The organism is Nocardia carnea, assembly GCF_029868855.1.
GTDB lineage: Bacteria > Actinomycetota > Actinomycetes > Mycobacteriales > Mycobacteriaceae > Nocardia > Nocardia carnea_A.
Window position 1 is genome coordinate 1 of sequence record NZ_JARWOV010000240.1, and the last position, 16,320, is coordinate 16,320.

At 68.9% G+C, this 16,320-nt stretch carries 11 protein-coding genes; 5 read left to right on the top strand and 6 right to left on the bottom strand.

What is annotated here, in order from left to right; genetic code table 11:
- The first annotated feature begins 182 nt into the window (after positions 1-182).
- On the top strand, positions 183-2,099 hold the full coding sequence (locus QH195_RS23645) for a hypothetical protein (protein ID WP_280437056.1): 1,917 nt from the start codon (positions 183-185) through the stop codon (positions 2,097-2,099).
- Here the strand turns inward: QH195_RS23645 and QH195_RS23650 are convergent.
- Positions 2,080-3,279 carry a glycosyltransferase family 4 protein gene (locus tag QH195_RS23650; RefSeq protein WP_280422029.1) on the bottom strand — a complete coding sequence of 400 codons (1,200 nt, stop codon included), beginning with the start codon at positions 3,277-3,279 and terminating at the stop codon, positions 2,080-2,082. The genes QH195_RS23645 and QH195_RS23650 overlap by 20 nt on opposite strands.
- Before the next feature lie 249 nt (positions 3,280-3,528).
- Between QH195_RS23650 and QH195_RS23655 the strand changes: the two genes are divergently transcribed.
- Positions 3,529-4,425 (top strand): class I SAM-dependent methyltransferase, encoded by an 897-nt coding sequence (locus QH195_RS23655; protein WP_280422030.1) that lies wholly within the window; start codon positions 3,529-3,531, stop codon positions 4,423-4,425.
- Here the strand turns inward: QH195_RS23655 and QH195_RS23660 are convergent.
- From QH195_RS23660 to QH195_RS23680, 5 genes are all read right to left on the bottom strand, one after another.
- Entirely contained in the window at positions 4,422-4,736 is a 315-nt protein-coding gene (locus QH195_RS23660; protein ID WP_280422031.1) for a hypothetical protein, read from the bottom strand. The genes QH195_RS23655 and QH195_RS23660 overlap by 4 nt on opposite strands.
- A 312-nt stretch (positions 4,737-5,048) precedes the next feature.
- A complete protein-coding gene (locus QH195_RS23665) occupies positions 5,049-5,186 on the bottom strand; it encodes a hypothetical protein (RefSeq protein ID WP_280422032.1) in 138 nt (45 codons plus the stop codon).
- An 848-nt stretch (positions 5,187-6,034) separates the two neighbouring features.
- Positions 6,035-7,867 carry a phosphoenolpyruvate carboxykinase (GTP) gene (locus QH195_RS23670; RefSeq protein ID WP_280422033.1) on the bottom strand — a complete coding sequence of 611 codons (1,833 nt, stop codon included), beginning with the start codon at positions 7,865-7,867 and terminating at the stop codon, positions 6,035-6,037.
- A 242-nt stretch (positions 7,868-8,109) separates the two neighbouring features.
- Entirely contained in the window at positions 8,110-9,678 is a 1,569-nt protein-coding gene (locus QH195_RS23675; RefSeq protein ID WP_280437057.1) for a hypothetical protein, read from the bottom strand.
- Positions 9,665-10,723: a hypothetical protein gene (locus QH195_RS23680; RefSeq protein WP_280437058.1), complete on the bottom strand. Its 1,059-nt coding sequence runs from the start codon at positions 10,721-10,723 to the stop codon at positions 9,665-9,667. The genes QH195_RS23675 and QH195_RS23680 overlap by 14 nt, the downstream gene beginning before the upstream one ends.
- Before the next feature lie 186 nt (positions 10,724-10,909).
- Between QH195_RS23680 and trmB the strand changes: the two genes are divergently transcribed.
- From trmB to QH195_RS35095, 3 genes are read left to right on the top strand one after another with little or no spacing between them, the layout of a single operon-like run.
- Positions 10,910-11,728, top strand: coding sequence for a tRNA (guanosine(46)-N7)-methyltransferase TrmB (gene trmB / locus QH195_RS23685; protein WP_280422036.1), 819 nt, complete (start codon positions 10,910-10,912; stop codon positions 11,726-11,728).
- Complete coding sequence (locus QH195_RS23690; RefSeq protein WP_280422037.1) at positions 11,728-12,456, top strand: NYN domain-containing protein; 729 nt, start codon at positions 11,728-11,730, stop codon at positions 12,454-12,456. Before trmB ends, QH195_RS23690 begins: the two co-directional genes overlap by 1 nt.
- 1 nt (position 12,457) lies before the next feature.
- Positions 12,458-16,261, top strand: a complete 3,804-nt coding sequence (locus QH195_RS35095; protein ID WP_348537355.1) for an MMPL family transporter — start codon at positions 12,458-12,460, stop codon at positions 16,259-16,261.
- Positions 16,262-16,320: the final 59 nt, after the last annotated feature.

Below are 16,320 nucleotides of genomic sequence, written 5' to 3' on the forward strand. Positions count from 1 at the left end.
AACCCGTTCGGCTACGGTCGGGTTGGTTGAACGGCATCAAGAATTGGCAGGTCGCCTACGAATGACACCACCCGCGCGGCGGGGCCGGGTGCCCGCCCGGAGGCCCCCCGGCAAACAGCGCCGGGCCCCGGGACACCAGGGGACCCCCCCCGCCCGCGCCCGCGAACGTAGGGTGACTGGCCGTGGGTGCACAACGAGCCAGCCGGTGGACACGCCGGCTCCCGGCCGGCTACAGCCTGCTGCTCACCCTCTTGATCACCGCGCCGCTCCTGCGACCCGGCTACCTCCTGCTCCGCGATGCCGTGAGCACCCCGCGCTCCTATCTCACCGATACCGCACTCGGCCTGGGCGACGCGGCACCCCGAGCCGTACCGCAGGACGCCCTGCTCGCCACACTTTCGGTACTCGTGGACGGCGGCGCGCTGGTCACGGCAATCCTGGTGGCCGCGCTCTGGGCCGCCGGCTACGGCGCCGCCCTGCTGGCCCGCGACCTGCTGCGGGCGCCGCCGGCCGCGCAACTGGTCGCCACCACGCTCGCGGTCTGGAACCCCTACGTTGCCGAACGTCTGCTCCAGGGACACTGGAGCCTGCTCACCGGGTACGCGGCCCTGCCCTGGATCGCCATGGCAGCCCTTCGCATCCGGGTCGCACGACCATCGTCGACCCGGCCGACTACGGATTCCCACCCTTCGTCGGCGGAACGAACTGCGGGCCACGACCGGTCCGATGGCTTCCGGAGCTGGGCCGTACTCGCCGGACTTCTCGCCGCTGCGGGGCTCACTCCGACCGGCGCGCTGCTGGGCGCGATCGTCGCCCTGACGATCGCCGGTGCGCGACGGTCGGCCGGTGTACTCGGGCTCGTGGTGGCGGCCTGCGTGCCATGGCTGCTGGCCACCGCCGTCTCGGGGGTCGCGGCCGAACCTTCGGACCCGGCGGGTGTACCCGCTTTCGCAGCCCGCGCGGAGCCGTGGCTGGGGACGGTGGGCAGCCTTGCCGGGCTGGGTGGGATCTGGAACGCAGACGCCGTGCCCGGCTCCCGCACCACACCGCTGGCCGTGGTCGCGACGATCCTGCTACTGGCCGTGGTTGTATTCGGGATCCGCGGAACGGCGGCCGCGGATGGCGACCCCGAACGCACCCGCGCCCGCCGCATTCTGCTGATCCTCGCCGCGGCGGCGGTTGCCCTGCCGGCCCTCGCCGCGACTCCGGCCGGGCTCGAGGCCATGGAATGGCTGGTCGTGCACATCCCCGGCGCCGGACTGTTCCGAGATACGCAGAAGTTCGTGGCCCTGGCCGTCCCCGCATTCAGTCTGTGCGCCGCGGCCGCATGCTCGATACCGACCGTCCGCCGACCCACGCGATCCCCCGATGCCCCGGCCGCACCCGGCGAGGATTCGCCGGCTGCATCCGGCCCCACGACTGCGGCGCCTCCGGCGCGGGACGCACCGGCCCCAGGCGCCTCGCACGCCGATCGTCCCGGGCCCATGCGCGCATCGATGGCACTGGTCGCGCTCTTCATCGGGATGCTCATCCTGCCGCTGCCCGACCTGGCCTGGGGTGTGGGCGGCCAGATACAGGCCGTTCAGTACCCGGATTCCTGGAGCATGGCGGCCGAACGGATCGATGGTCCCGGTGATATCGCGGTCCTGCCGGGCGGAATGTTCCGGCGCTTCCCCTACTCCGGTTCGGCACCGGTACTGGATCCGGCCCCCCGCATGCTGCCACGCGACGTCCTGCAAACCGGTGCGCTGCCGGTCCGCGGCGAAACCGTGGCCGGAGAGGGTGTCCGCGCCCGGACCGTGGAGAACCTACTGCTCGCCGGGGGTGATGCGACCGAACTCGCTCGGCTGGGTGTCGGCTGGGTTCTCGTCGAACAGAACACGCCGGGCCCGATGGGCGACTCCGCCGCCACCCTCGCGCAGCTGAAACCGGTGTTCGACAGTGACGAACTACGTCTCTACCGAGTCCCGGAGGTCACGCCCCGGCCCGCTCCGCAACACCGCGCACTGGTGATCGGCGCACATAGCCTGTGGGCACTTCTCCTGGTGACACCGCTGCTCGCGATTTTGCTCCGCCGCCTCAGGCGCCCATCTCGGTGATCTGCGCCGCGCGCTCGTCTCCCGGAGAAATCAGTCCGCTCACCCGCCGGCCCGCGGCGGCGGCCGCCAAAACTTCGTGTACGCCCGTGGCCGTATGTTCCCAGGAGAATTCCCGGGCTCGCGCACGCGCTTTCTCTCCCATGATGGTGCGTGCGGCCGCATCGTCGAGGAGTTCGCCGACGATGGTGGCCAGCTGGTCGGCATCGTCGGCCAGCAGTCCGGTCACCCCGTCGATGACGGAATCGGTGAGTCCTCGGGAGGAGCGGTAGCCGACGGTGGGCACCCCGTGCTGCGCGGCTTCGATCACCGCCAGCCCCCAGCCTTCCTTGCGCGACGGCAGCACATGCACCCACGCCCGGGACAGCAGTTCGTGTTTACGGCGTTCGCCGACATGTCCGTGAAAAGTCACCGCGTCGGCGATTCCGAGTGCCGCGGCCTGATCCTTCAGCTTGTCCGCCCACCAGCCACCGCCGATCACATCGAGGTGCACGGCGGGGATCCGGCCGCGCAGCCGTGCGATGGCGGTGAGCGCGTCCTCGATCTGTTTGTGCGGTACGAGCCGCGACAGCACGACCACCCGCGGTTCGGGCGTGCGCACCGATGTGGTTCCGGTGGGGACCCCGGCAGGAACAGGTTCGGCACCGTTGCGGACGACCGCGATGCGGGACCGATCCACACCCAGTGTCGCCAACTCTTCGGCGGAGGGCAGCGAAACCGTCAGGTATTGGTCGTGACGATGGATCCGCGGCGACAGCGACGATTCGATCCACCAGCCGATACGCCCCACCAGCTTGCCCGCCACCGGCCACTGCTCCCGGTGCCCGTGATGCACCAGCACCACCGACGGTGCCCCCGAAACCAGCCGGGCGAAGAACGGGATGCCGTTCTGCGTATCGACCACCGCGTCCGGGCGCACACCTTTCAGCGGGCCCAGGCCGAGCCGGCCGAACAGGATCGCGGCCAGCGCCCGGGGGTATACCGTGAACCGGCCACCACCGCGGCTGATATCGATACCGTCCAGCCGCTCGCGTTTGGCCGCCCCGGGGTAACGGGCGGTCCGCAATGTCACCCGCACGCCGCGCGCAGCCAGTTGCGCACCCACCTGTTCCAGGTATCGTTCGCTGCCGCCGCCCTGCGGATGCCCGGTATCACGCCAGCAGAGTAGGAGTACTTCGCGCACGTCGGGGCTTCTCCGGTCGGCTCGGGTCCCGCGGACGGGACTGTCGCAGTGGGTCCCGCGGACGGGACAAGGCATCGCGCTACACCCTAGCGCGCAGTAGTCGCCGGTAGGTCGCCCCACCTGCATGTCTCATGCTTTTGCCAATGTCGGGCCACGTGACGAGGGCGGCGGCGAACAATCGCGACCGAGGGCCCCGCCTCGCGCCGCCGGAGATACTGTGATCGGTCACAATATGCGAAACTCGGCATCGTGCTCGACGCCGAGGAATCATCCATGGTCCGGATACCGCCCACGGTGGCGGACCCCACTCCCGCGGACGCCGATACTCCCGGCTCCCGGGCGGCGGAATCGGTCCTGCCGCAGCGGACGCGGAAACGGTTCCGGTTCGCCCGGCGCGCCACCCTCGGCCGCTCGATCCGCCTGCTGCGCAGTTTCCGGTTCGAGCAGACCGAACCCGCTCGCTTCTACGGCGGTATCGCCACCGACAGTGTGCACCTGCTCGGTGATTTCCACGCCGATCTCACCGGTCGGGATCTCGCCGGAACCACCGTGCTGGACGTCGGTGGTGGGCCCGGCTACTTCGCCGACGAATTCGCCCGGGCCGGCGCCCGGTACATCCCCGTCGAACCCGACCCCTCCGAGATGCATGCCGCGGGCATCGCGGTTCCGGCGGCAGTACGCGGTTCCGGAATGGCGCTGCCGTTCCGCGACGACGCCGTCGATATCTGTTTCTCGTCGAATGTGGCCGAACATGTCCCGGACCCGTGGCGGATGGCCGATGAAATGGTGCGGGTGACCAAACCCGGCGGGATCATCGTGCTCTCCTACACCGTGTGGCTGGGACCGTTCGGCGGTCACGAGACCGGACCCTGGCATTACTTCGGTGGCGAATACGCCGCCCGCCGGTACCGCCGGAAGAACGGACGGGAACCGAAGAACCGTTTCGGGGTGTCGCTGTTCGCGGTGACCGCACGCGACGGTGTGCGCTGGTCCGAGCGCACGTCCGCGACAGTGCACGCGGTGTTCCCGCGCTACCACCCACGCTGGGCCTGGTGGCTCGTACGGATTCCCGGACTGCGGGAGTTACTCGTCAGCAATCTGGTGGTTGTCGCCGAAAAGCCCGGCGGGCCGACACGACGCGACTAGAGCGCGAGTTGCGGGCGGCCCCGGCCGATCCGGTCGCGCCAGCCGCTGCGTACCACGGGTTCGGGCCGGGTCCACGGTGATTCCTGGATGGCCAGCCCGACGGTTTCGAGTGTTGTGAGCCCGACCAGATCGGCCAATCCTCCGACCACCGCCACCGCTTCGGCCGCTTGCATGGCGGCCATTGCCTGTTCGGTGGTCAGGGTGCGCCCCGGTAGGAACGAGACGACCCAGCCGCCGCTGCCAACGCTTTTCGCTTGATGGTCGGTCTGGTCGCTGGTCATCAACGCCCGGCCGATCACTTGCACCGCCATGAACGCACTCCCGATTGTGGGTCTTCGGTTCGATGAATGGAGCGAGCTGATACCTGGCTAACATCATGCGCGATCCAGCAACAAATCGCAATAGTGCGTTCGATGAAATACGAACCGAGAGGAAAGAATTCGGTGAGAGATCGGCGAGTGGTACCCGCAAACCGGTTTCCGACCTGCACCGGGAGCCGCACGAGACCGGCTGCCACACAGCACAAACCTGCCACAGTCGAACTGCCGGTACCCCGGATTACGTGAAATAGCCCCTACGACAGAACATCCCGAAAGCCCCCGGGAAACCCCCTGGCGAGCAAACTAATCGGTAACCAGCAACGCACGCAGAATCTGGCCGCCGTCCGGCGACCCTTCCGCCGCGTCGACCACTTCAACCTGCCAGCCCTCCGGCAGGGCAGACTGCAACCGGCCGGCTGCGCGATGCAGTGGGGTGCTCACCGGAGAATCATCACCGGACTGCGGAGACAGATGCCCTTCGGCCATTTTCCAACCACCTCTCGCGGAGTGATCGGCTCGGCCACGGATCGTGCGACAGGCGGGCCGATCAGGAGCAGGACAGTCCGGCAATCAGCATTGCGTGAGCATGGAATCGATACCCTCCCAGAATAAGGCAAAAACGCCCATACCACCCGCCGCCGCACCGGCCCGGCCCCACCGGTCGGCACGCAGCACAACCCGGCCCCTGTACCCACCATCGAGAACGGCGTCCGCAATGCGCTCGATTTCCCCCGCCTCGGACGATATCGGCTGATCGACCGGCCCGGGCGATCGAATTCAACGGCGACGCGCACACCGGAACCGAAGAGCCGACGACCATCCACGAGCCAGTGCCCGCAGCACTCCCGCGGGCGCTCGCCCCGGGCATGGCAGCTGATGAGCAGCTTGCTCAGGCGCGAGTGGCGGCGGATGCCGGCACCGCGCGCCCGGTGCCGACCCCACAGTCTCCACCGTTCGGCATAAATCAAGATCGGCGCCGGTGGTGATCATCGTGCACCGTTACGAACGCCGACGCGCAGCGTTCAGGAACTCCGCGTTGCTCAATTGCCGGGTATCCCAGTCACGTTCACGAGCCGGAGCGTCGCGACCGGGCACATACAAACACTACGGCCACAGCAACGCCTCGAACCCGGATGGTGTGAAGCCATCCGGGTTTCCCACTCCAACCCCCGCCACTCCAGGGTGGGGCCCGCCCCTGGTCTGGAGCGACGGAGCGGGGGAGCGCAGCGGAGGAGTGAAGACCAGGGGTTAATAGGGCCCCACCCTCGAGGCGCGGAGCGCCTCCAAAATTACTGAATACGCTGTTTCAGCGCCTCGAATTCGTCGCGCACGCCGGAAGGCAGTTTGTCTCCGACGAATTCGAACCACTCTTCGATGAGCGGGATCTCCGCCCGCCACTCGCCGGCATCGACCGCCAGTGCCGCATCGACATCGGCCGGGTCCACGTCCAGGCCCGCCAGATCCATCTGGGCGGCCGTCGGCACATTGCCGATCGGGGTGCTCTCGGCTTCCGCCGTACCCTCGATCCGGCCGATGACCCATTCCAGGACGCGGGAGTTCTCGCCGAAGCCGGGCCACAGGAACCGGCCGTCGTCACCACGGCGGAACCAGTTCACGTAGAAGATCTTCGGCAGTTTGCCGGCGTCGGCGTTCTTGCCGACGTTGATCCAGTGCGCCATGTAGTCGCCGACGTGGTAGCCCATGAACGGCAGCATGGCCATCGGGTCGCGGCGCACGGTGCCGACCTTGCCCTCGGCGGCCGCGGTCTGCTCCGAGGACAGGGTGGCGCCCATGAACACGCCGTGCTGCCAGTCGAAGGATTCGGTGACCAGCGGGACCGTGGTCTTGCGGCGTCCGCCGAACAGGATCGCCGAAATCGGCACGCCCTGCGGGTCGTCCCATTCGGCGGCCAGGGTCGGGCACTGCGACATCGGGGTGCAGTACCGCGAGTTCGGGTGCGCGGCCAGCGTTTCGGTTTCCCGCAGGTACCAGTCGTTGCCCTTCCAGTCGATCAGATGATCGGGCTCGCCCTCGAGGCCCTCCCACCACACATCGTTGTCATCGGTGTGCGCGACGTTGGTGTAGACGGTGTTACCGGCTTCCAGCGTCTCGATCGCGTTCGGGTTGGAGGAGCGGTTGGTGCCCGGGGCGACGCCGAAGAACCCGAACTCGGGGTTCACCGCGTACAGCCGGCCGTCCTTGCCGAACCGCATCCAGGCGATATCGTCGCCGAGGGTTTCGGCGCGCCAGCCCGGCACGGTCGGCTGGATCATCGCGAGGTTGGTCTTACCGCAGGCACTGGGGAACGCGGCGGCGATGTAGTACGCCTTGTCCTCGGGCGAGATCAGCTTGAGGATGAGCATGTGCTCGGCCAGCCAGCCCTCGTCGTGGGCCATGGCCGAGGCGATACGCAGCGAGTAGCACTTCTTGCCGAGCAGCGCGTTACCGCCGTAGCCGGAGCCGAAGCTCCAGATCTCGCGGTCCTCCGGGAAGTGTGTGATGTATTTGGTGTCGTTGCACGGCCACGGCACATCGGCCTGACCCTCGGCCAGCGGCGCGCCCACCGAATGCAGTGCCTTCACGAACGGCCGATCCGTGCCCAGCAGATCGAGCGCCGCCCGACCCATACGGGTCATCACCCGCATGGAGACCACCACGTATTCCGAATCGGTGATCTCGACACCCAGCTTGGGGTCCTCGGCGCCGAGCGGGCCCATGCAGAACGGCACCACGTACATGGTGCGGCCCTTCATCGAGCCGCGGTACAGCTCGGTCATGGTGGCGCGCATCTCGGTGGGGTCGACCCAGTTGTTGGTCGGACCGGCATCGGATTCGGATTTGGAGCAGATGTAGGTGCGTGATTCGACCCGGGCCACGTCGGAGGGGTCGGATAACGCGAGGAACGAGTTCGGCTTCTTCTTCTCGTCCAGCTTCTTGAAGGTGCCCGCCTCGACGAGCTGGGTGGTGAGCCGGTCCCATTCGGCGTCGGAACCGTCCGCCCACACGACTCGCTCCGGCTGAGTCAGTTCGGCGACCTCCTGAACCCAGGCGAGCAGTTCGCTGTGTTCGGTCGGCGCGGTGCCGTCGGATCCACGAAGACCGGGAATGGTCGCTGAGGTCATGAAAACTCTCCTGAAATGGGCGGCGACAGCTGCTTCCGCCCTGGCCCTCGGGCCCGTGACCAGCGCGAAAACACCTAGCGCCACCATTGGCGGGTGAGGCGCCCGCTACGGCCCGCTGTACCCACCACCGGTCTCCGGGGGTGTGTACCAGGACCAAGCGGACGCCCAGGTTCCTGTCTAGAGGTTAACGCGGTATGGCGGCCCCTATGGAAGCGGGTTGCCTATCAATAGGGGTGGACAAACTAATTTCCGGAATCCGGAGTCCACTGCTGGAGTACCTGCCGGTCACGCGCACAGGCGGCCAGCCGGCCGGGCTGTCCGGAGGTGGCGCGGCGCAGCGCGGTCTCGAGCTCGGCGACGCGCCGATCCACGGCCAGCATCCGGTCCGCAGCCGACCGGACCATATCGTCGGAGAGTTCCGTTTCGGCCTCCACCAGCGCGGTTACCGCGCGCTGCTCGAGCTGGGCCTTCACATTGGCTATGGCGTCCACGACCCATTGCCGCAGGTGGTCCCGGTCGGCGAGCTGGCGGCGGGCGCGCACCACCCAGGCCGCCGCACCGGCACCGAGCAGCAGGGTCACCGGGATCGTGGCCACGTCGAGGGCAGGCACCAGCGCCAGCGGCGAAACCAGCAGACGCCCCAGCCCCACCCCGGCCGACGCGCCGACAACGATCATGAGGTGATCTTCGACACCCCGGCCGCGGGGTTGCGGATCCGGGCCGAGTGTGGGAGTCGGATCGTGCCGGTAGACCGGGGCCCGGTCCGGCATACCGGCCCCGGCGGTGGGCGTGGCTGCGGCCGCGCGCGCCCGCAGCTCGGTGATCCGGGCGGCGATATCGCGATCGACCGTATCGGTCAGCGCCGCCACCGCGGACCGCAGCCGCTCGGGGAAACTGGCTCGCCCCGCGCGATCCAGGCGGTCGAGCTCGGTGCGGGCTTCGGCGTGCAGCGCGCGGACCCGGTGGCCCACCTGGGTCAGCAGATCCATCCGCGCCAGATTGAGCTGGGCGCGCAGCGTGGAGACCGCGACCGCCCGCCCGCCGTCACGTTCGGCGAGCAGTCGCGCGCGTTCTGCCCGCAGCATTTCGGCTTCGCTGCCCGCGGTAAGCGACGCCTCCTCCTGCGCGATCCGGTCGAGAGTCTGGGCCACCACCTGGACGGCAGCGGCGGCCCGGCGGGTGTCGACGGTGGTGGTATCGGTGGTGAGGGCGGCCAGGCGGGCATGCAGCGAGGCGAGACCGGATCGGTCGAGCAGCGTCGAGTCCGCGGCCGTCCGGGCGGCGAGCGCCAGCCGCGCGGATACCGGCACGATCTCGCACTCCAGCCCGGCGGTGGCGAGGAGTTCGGCGCTGCGGTCGCGGACCAGCTGCCAGTCGAGGTGGGCGTGAGTGCCGTTCAGTACCAGCAGTACCCGGCTACCGGTCGCGCTCAGCCGGCGGACGAGATCGAGTTCGGTGGCACCGATCACCACACCGGCGTCCAGGACCAGCACGGTGACCGAGCCCGGGGCGGCGCCGGCCGGGTCGGCCGACGGCGCGCTCAGTTCTATCCGGGGTTCGAAGCGGGCGAGTTCGGTGCGCAACAAGGTGGTGTTCGCGTCGTCGGGGCCCAGCAGCCGGACCTCCGCGTTGTTCCCGGCGACGGTCATGGTGTCGAGCAGGGCCATCCCCTGGGGGTTCCAGCGGCGCACCACAGCGGCGACGGGGTCGGGAAACAGCGCCGGGCGCGCACCGGAGGGCGCGGCAGCCGCAGCGGTGGAACCCGCCGCCGGCCCCGGGTAGGAGTCCGACCCGGGGTCAGAGTCCGACACTGCTCATCCGTTCCCATACCCGGACATAGCCGTTGTGCACGCGTACCGCGGCCCGCCTGGCGGCGGGGGACAGATCACTGGCGACCACCGCCCGCCACCGGATGGCACGAGCCAGGGCGTCGTCGGCATCTTCGGGCTCGAAACGGGGATAACCTGCCGCCAGATGCGATACCGCGGGATCGACCAGCCCACCGCACAGGCCCAGCCAACTCGCCTCGTCGGAATTCAGATATTCGGTGATCAGCGCCCGCGCCCGGCTGGTGCCCTGGGGAACTGCCCGCGCCGCCAGCCGGGTCAGTTCGTCGACCAGCGCACCGGCCCGCCGGGATATCGCCTGCTGATAGCGCAGCCCGAGCAGCCGGGCCACCGGCTCGATCCCGCTCACCGTGTTCAGGATCTGCAGCATCGTCTGTGGTGCGAGATCCGGTTCGCGTTCGAGCGCCGCCAGTACGCAGGCGATCCCGTAGAGATCCCAGCGTTCGAGCAGATCCGCCCGTTCCTCGGTATCGGGACCCGCGGCCGGGGAGACGAACGCCTCGGCCGATACCGCCGACAGGGAGCGGTTACCGGCGTGCCGGCGCAGCAGCGCCAGATCCGTTTCGCGCAGCGCACCGGCCACAGTTCGCGCGGCCAGGCTTCCGACGATCGGGAAGGCCGGCAGCCCGAATGCCCGGGAGAACTGTTCCGCGGCCGCTACCGCGTCGGCCCAGCCGGTGCCGATCGCGTCGGATTTGTTCACCACCACCAGCGTGCGCTCCGGCGGCAGCGATCCCAGGATCCGCCGGTCACCCGGCGACGGGGTACTGGCCAGGACATAGATGATGATGTCGGCGTCGAGAACGGGGTCCGGGAAACCGGGTTCGTCGACCGGCGCGGTCTCGGCCCCGTGCTGCAGACCCAGCGCCTCGGCCACCGTGGTGCGCCCGGAGCGGGCGCGGCCCGCCACCTGCGCCCGCGGTAGCGACCGCCAGCGCTGGACCGCCGCCTCGATCCCGTTCGCCACTCCGGTGTCCACCCCGTCACCCATTCGCAACGTCGAAATCATCCGCTCGAGCGGATCCGCTGCCCCCGCCTCCCGCATGTATCTGTCCGATCTTCCGACTGTCACCGTTCGTACCCCCTGTTCCGGTGCGCATTCTGTCAGAAGACCGCCCACAGCGCGCCGGACGCGGGCCGCGCCCGGCTACCAACGGGTAGCTGCGGCCCGGTCCGGTGCGTCCCGGAACCGGCCATGCGGGACAATAGGGCTGTGAACGACGCCGTGCACCCCAGCCCCGAGTCCGTTCCGGTGACCCTTTCGGATACCTCCGGTGGCGCCGGAGGCCCTCGTCGGCACCGGACCGGTTCCCGGCTCTACCCGCGGGTCACCAGTTTCCGGTCCCGGCGCGGCGCACTCACTCCCAACCAGCAGAAATCCTGGGATCGTACTTGGCCGCTGATCGGCCGCGAGGTGGCCGACGAACCACTCGACGCCGACGCCTGGTTCGGGCGGCCCGCACCGCTGGTCATCGAGATCGGCTGCGGAACCGGTACCGCGACCGCCGAGATGGCGCAGGCCGAACCGCATCTGAACCTGATCGGTATCGAGGTCTATCAACCGGGCCTGGCGCAGCTCGTCCAGCGGATCGAACGCGACGAGATCGGTAATATCCGGCTGCTGCGCGGCGATGCGGTAGATGTGCTGGAGAACATGATTGCTCCCGGATCGCTGACCGGGGTGCGGGTGTTCTTCCCGGACCCCTGGCCCAAGGCGCGCCACCACAAGCGCCGGCTGTTGCAGCCGGCCACCGTCGCCCTCATCGCCGACCGGCTGCGGCCGGGCGGAGTGCTGCACGTGGCCACCGACCACGCCGATTACGCCGAGCACATCGCGGCAGTCGGCGCGGCAGAGCCCCTGCTCGTCGGCTTGAACGAGACCACCGGCGGGGTGAGTGCACAGCATCGGGAATCGGCGCCGATCGGGTTCGAACGGCCCGTCACCAAGTTCGAGAGCAAGGCACATCGGGCCGGAAGTGCGATCAACGAGTTCATATGGGGCAAGATCGAATGATGAGCGTCAGTGAGATGGCCCCGTCCGGCGGCGAGGTTGCCGAAAGTCTGCACGAACCCGGTGGAGAGGCCGCCGGGCCCGATCCGGACAGACTCCGGCGCGTTCTGCTGGTCTGGGACGCACCCAACCTGGACATGGGTCTGGGCGCGATTCTCGGTGGCCGTCCTACTGCCGCCTACCGTCCCCGGTTCGACGCGCTGGGCCGCTGGCTGCTCGCTCGTACCGCCGAGCTTTCCGCCGGCGAGAAACAACGGGTGGAGCCGGAAGCGACGGTGTTCACCAATATCGCTCCCGGCACCGCCGATGTGGTGCGGCCGTGGGTGGAGGCGCTGCGCAATGTGGGTTATGCCGTCTTCGCCAAACCGAAGATCGACGAAGATTCCGATGTCGACTCCGATATGCTCGGCCATATCGCACTACGCACCCGCGGGGCGGGTCTGGCCGGAATCATCGTGGCCTCGGCCGACGGCCAGGCGTTCCGCGAGCCACTCGAACAACTCGCCGCCGACGGAATCCCGGTTCAGGTACTCGGCTTCCGCGAGCACGCGAGTTGGGCCGTAACATCCGATACTCTCGAATTCGTCGACCTCGAGGACATCCCGGGTGTGTTCCGTGAACCGCTCCCGCGGGTGAGCCTCGACTCGTTGCCCGACGAGGGTGCCTGGCTGCAGCCGTTCCGGCCGCTGTCGGCGCTGCTCACCTCTCGCCCCGCACAAGGAGTCGCTTAAAGTGTTCACCCGCTGGGGCGATCTGGTCTACCGGCTGCGTTTCGCCGTCATCGGAGTCGTTGTCGCAGGGATGCTGGGGCTGGGCGCCTACGGTCTCGGGCTGGCGGATCACCTCAGTTCGAGCGGTTTGTTCGATCCGAATTCGGAGTCGGTGAAGGCCGCCGAAATCTCCGACGAGGCATTCGGCCGCGATCACAACGGTGACGTCCTGGTGCTGTACACCGCGCCCGAGGGACAGACGATCGATTCGGACCCCGCGTTCCGGGACAAGATCGTCGACAGTCTCAACCGGCTGCCGCGCGAGCACCCGGATCAGATCGCGAAGGTCAACGGCGCCTACTGGAAGTCCGAGACAGGTGAGGCCCAGCCCTCGGTCTTCGGTTCCAAGGACAAGACCAAGACGTTCGCCTCCATCGCGATCGTCGGCGACAACGACGACGAAATGGTCCGCAACTACCGCGCCGTGAAGGATGTCTTCTTCATCGACGGGGTCGACGTGCAGGTCGCGGGCCTGCAGCCGGTCGCCGGCACGCTCAACGACACCATGGCGCACGACCAGAAGCGGATGGAGATCCTGGCCATCCCGGCGGTCGGCATTCTGCTGTTCTTCGTTTTCGGCGGTGTGGTGGCTGCCGGGCTCCCGCTGATCGTCGGTGGTCTGACCATCATCGCCGCGAACGGCATCATCATGATGCTGACGAAATTCACCGAGGTGAACACGTTCGTCGGTGCGGTGGTTTCGATGATCGGCCTGGGCCTGGCCATCGACTACGGGTTGTTCATCGTCAGCAGATTCCGGGAAGAGCTGGCCGAGGGTTACGACACTCGAGCCGCGGTCCGGCGTTCGGTGATGACCGCCGGGCGGACCGTCGTCTTCTCCGCGACCATGATCATCGCCAGCCTCGGCGGCCTCCTGCTGTTCCCGCAGGGCTTCCTGAAATCCATGGCCTACGGCACCATCGCCACCGTCGCCCTGGCCGCCCTCGCGTCGATCACCCTGCTCCCCGCGATGCTGGGCGTACTGGGGCCGCGGGTGGACATGCTGAGCTTCAAGAAGATGCGCAAGACCAAATCCGCGGAGGAGGTCGAGGCCAGCCTGTGGGGCCGGGCCACCACCTGGGTCATGCAGCATCCGCTCAAGATCGCCATCCCGATCTGCATCCTGCTGCTGCTCCTGATCATCCCGGTGAAGAACCTGGCCTTCGGCGGTATGAGCGAGAAGTACCTCCCGCCGGACAACGCCACCCGGATCGCGCAGGAGGAGTTCGACAAGACCTTCCCGCTGCGTCAGTCCGATCCGATCCAACTGGTCTTCCTCGGTGAGAACACGTCTTCCATCGCGAAGGTGCTCAAAGAGGCCGACAAGGCACCCGGTCTGGCCGATGCCGCCGGGTTCGCCGTGCCGTCGGAATCCACGACCCAGCCGAACGTGTTCCGTACCAGCGCAACACTCGTCGATTCCGACAACTACCGACCGACCGTGGACTATCTGCGGGCGATCGACGTACCGGACGATGTGACCATGCTGGTCGGCGGGCAGCCGACGCTGCAGGGCGACAGTATCGACGCCCTGCTCGACCGGATGCCCTTGATGATCGCACTGGTGCTGCTCGTCACGACGGTGCTGATGTTCCTGACCTTCGGATCGCTCGTGCTGCCGATCAAGGCGGCGTTGATGAGCGCACTCGGTCTCGGCTCGACCCTGGGCATCCTGACCTGGATCTTCGTCGACGGTAACGGCGCGGGATTACTGAACTTCACGCCTCAGCCGATCATGTCGCCGGTACTGGTGCTGATCATCGCGATCATCTACGGCCTGTCCACCGACTACGAGGTGTTCCTGCTCTCACGGATGGTCGAGGCTCGCGCCCAGGGCGCCTCCACGACCGAGGCAGTGCGGATCGGCACCGCGCACACCGGCCGGATCATTACCGCCGCCGCCCTCATCCTGCTGGTGGTGACGGGTGCGTTCGCGTTCTCCGACCTGGTGATGATGCAGTACATCGCCTACGGCATGATCGCCGCGCTGATCATCGACGCCACCATTCTGCGCATGTTGCTGGTCCCCGCGACCATGAAGCTGCTCGGCGACGACTGCTGGTGGGCACCGGCCTGGATGAAGCGGATCCAGCAGAAGGTCGGTCTCGGCGAGCCGATCCTGGACGACGAACGCCCCGGTTCGGGCGATGTGGTGGACCTGGTCAAAACGACCCCGGTCACCGATCCGGTCACCATGCAGATGCCCGCGCTCGCGTCGGAGAAACAGCGCAAGACGCCGGTGCTCAAACGCAGCCGCGAGGAGATCGAGGCCGCCGCACCCACCGCACATCTCAACGCGGTTCCCAAGAGCCTGCGCAAGGGCGCCGACAAACAGGCGCCGGCCGGGTCCACACCCACCGCGCCCAAACAGTCGATGCCCACCCCGCCCGACCCCACCCGGCCGCGCGCCACCCCGCCGGCCTCGGACGAAACCGGTCGCGGTGGATCCGACGACAACCCCGCGGCACCGGGCCGGCACACCCGCCCGACAGCCGAAGAGAACCGAGCTCCCGCACACGGTCCCCAGCCGCCCGCACCGCAGAGCCCTCGCCCGCCGGCCGACGGCTCGCGAGCCGTCGATCCCGAGCGCGGCGGCGGCACCGATTCACCCGCATCACGGCAGGGTCTACCCGGGACCGGTCCAGGCCGGGCGCCCGAGCCCGGCCGCGCCCTCGGCGCTCCAGGCCCCGGCGCCGACCGCGGCAGTGGTCCACGTCCCGTGCCGCCCGGCCCCGGCCGCGACCCGGGTTCCGGCCGGCCCGCCGGCCCAGGCGGTAACCAACCCGGCGCGGCGCTCCCCGGTAACCAACCAGGCACTGCACGCCCCGGTAACCAGCCCGGCTCGGCGCGCCCCGCCGGCCCGTCCCAGCCGGGCGCAGGCCGGCCGGGGAATCAACCCGGCCCCGATCGGCCGGGAAACCAGGCAGGTCAGCAGGCCCCTCCGGGCAGTGGTGCACCCGGCCGCCCGCAAGCCGGTCCGCAGCCTGGGCGATCCGGTTTCGCGACGCCGACCCTGCGCGGGCTCTTCGCCTCCGAACCGGTCGAGGACGCCGAGAGCCGCGAGGTATCCGGCCGCACGGTCTACCCGACCGCCGCGGACGCTCCGCCGCTGCCACCGACACCGCAGCAGGCGCGGATAAACAGTGATCCGGCAACACCCCGGCAGGACAGCTCACTGCGGCTACCCGGCCGGCCTGCCGGCCCGGCACGGCCGCAGGTACCGCCGCGTCCCGCCGGCCCGCAGCCGTCCGGCGGCAGGCTCCCTGCCGAGCCCGGGTCCGGCCGGCCACCGGCTCCACCGCGACCGGTACAGAACCAGCGGCCGCCCGGTTATCCGGACTCGGGTCCCGCGCCGGAACAGGGTTCGCAGCCGCGCCCGCTCCCCCGCGTATCCAACCCGGGTGGAGGGGCTCCGTCCGCGCCGCAGTCCGGCCTGCCGGAGCTGCCCCGCCGCGTCCCCCGTGGCCTGCCACCGGAAACTCCGGCGCAATACCGTAATCCGGAACCACCCGCACGACCCGCGCCGCCCGCCCGGCCGCGACCGGACAGCCTGGCCGAACAGTCCGCCGGATCGACGGGGCCGCAGCAGGACCCGGATCCCCGGGAACGCAACAGCATCGAGTCCTGGATGGCGGGCCTGCGATCGGCGCGCCGGCAGCAGGCCGGGACGCCGCCCACCGCCGACGACACGGGCCGGCATCAGCACGGAGAAGGACGTTCGGTCAGCGTGAACGAATTGCTGCGTCGCCGTGAGGATCCGGAGTAGCAGCGGCGGGGCGTAGTTGCCGCGTCCGCGCCGAGCAGGTCCGAAGACAGAGATGACCC

Bases quoted from the DNA above. Each gene is read 5' to 3' on its own strand.
- QH195_RS23660 (WP_280422031.1), bottom strand. From the start codon at position 4,736: ATGGCGGTGCAAGTGATCGGCCGGGCGTTGATGACCAGCGACCAGACC.
- QH195_RS23670 (WP_280422033.1), bottom strand. From the start codon at position 7,867: ATGACCTCAGCGACCATTCCCGGTCTTCGTGGATCCGACGGCACCGCG.
- QH195_RS23680 (WP_280437058.1), bottom strand. From the start codon at position 10,723: ATGATTTCGACGTTGCGAATGGGTGACGGGGTGGACACCGGAGTGGCG.
- trmB (WP_280422036.1), top strand. From the start codon at position 10,910: ATGCGGGACAATAGGGCTGTGAACGACGCCGTGCACCCCAGCCCCGAG.
- QH195_RS23690 (WP_280422037.1), top strand. From the start codon at position 11,728: ATGAGCGTCAGTGAGATGGCCCCGTCCGGCGGCGAGGTTGCCGAAAGT.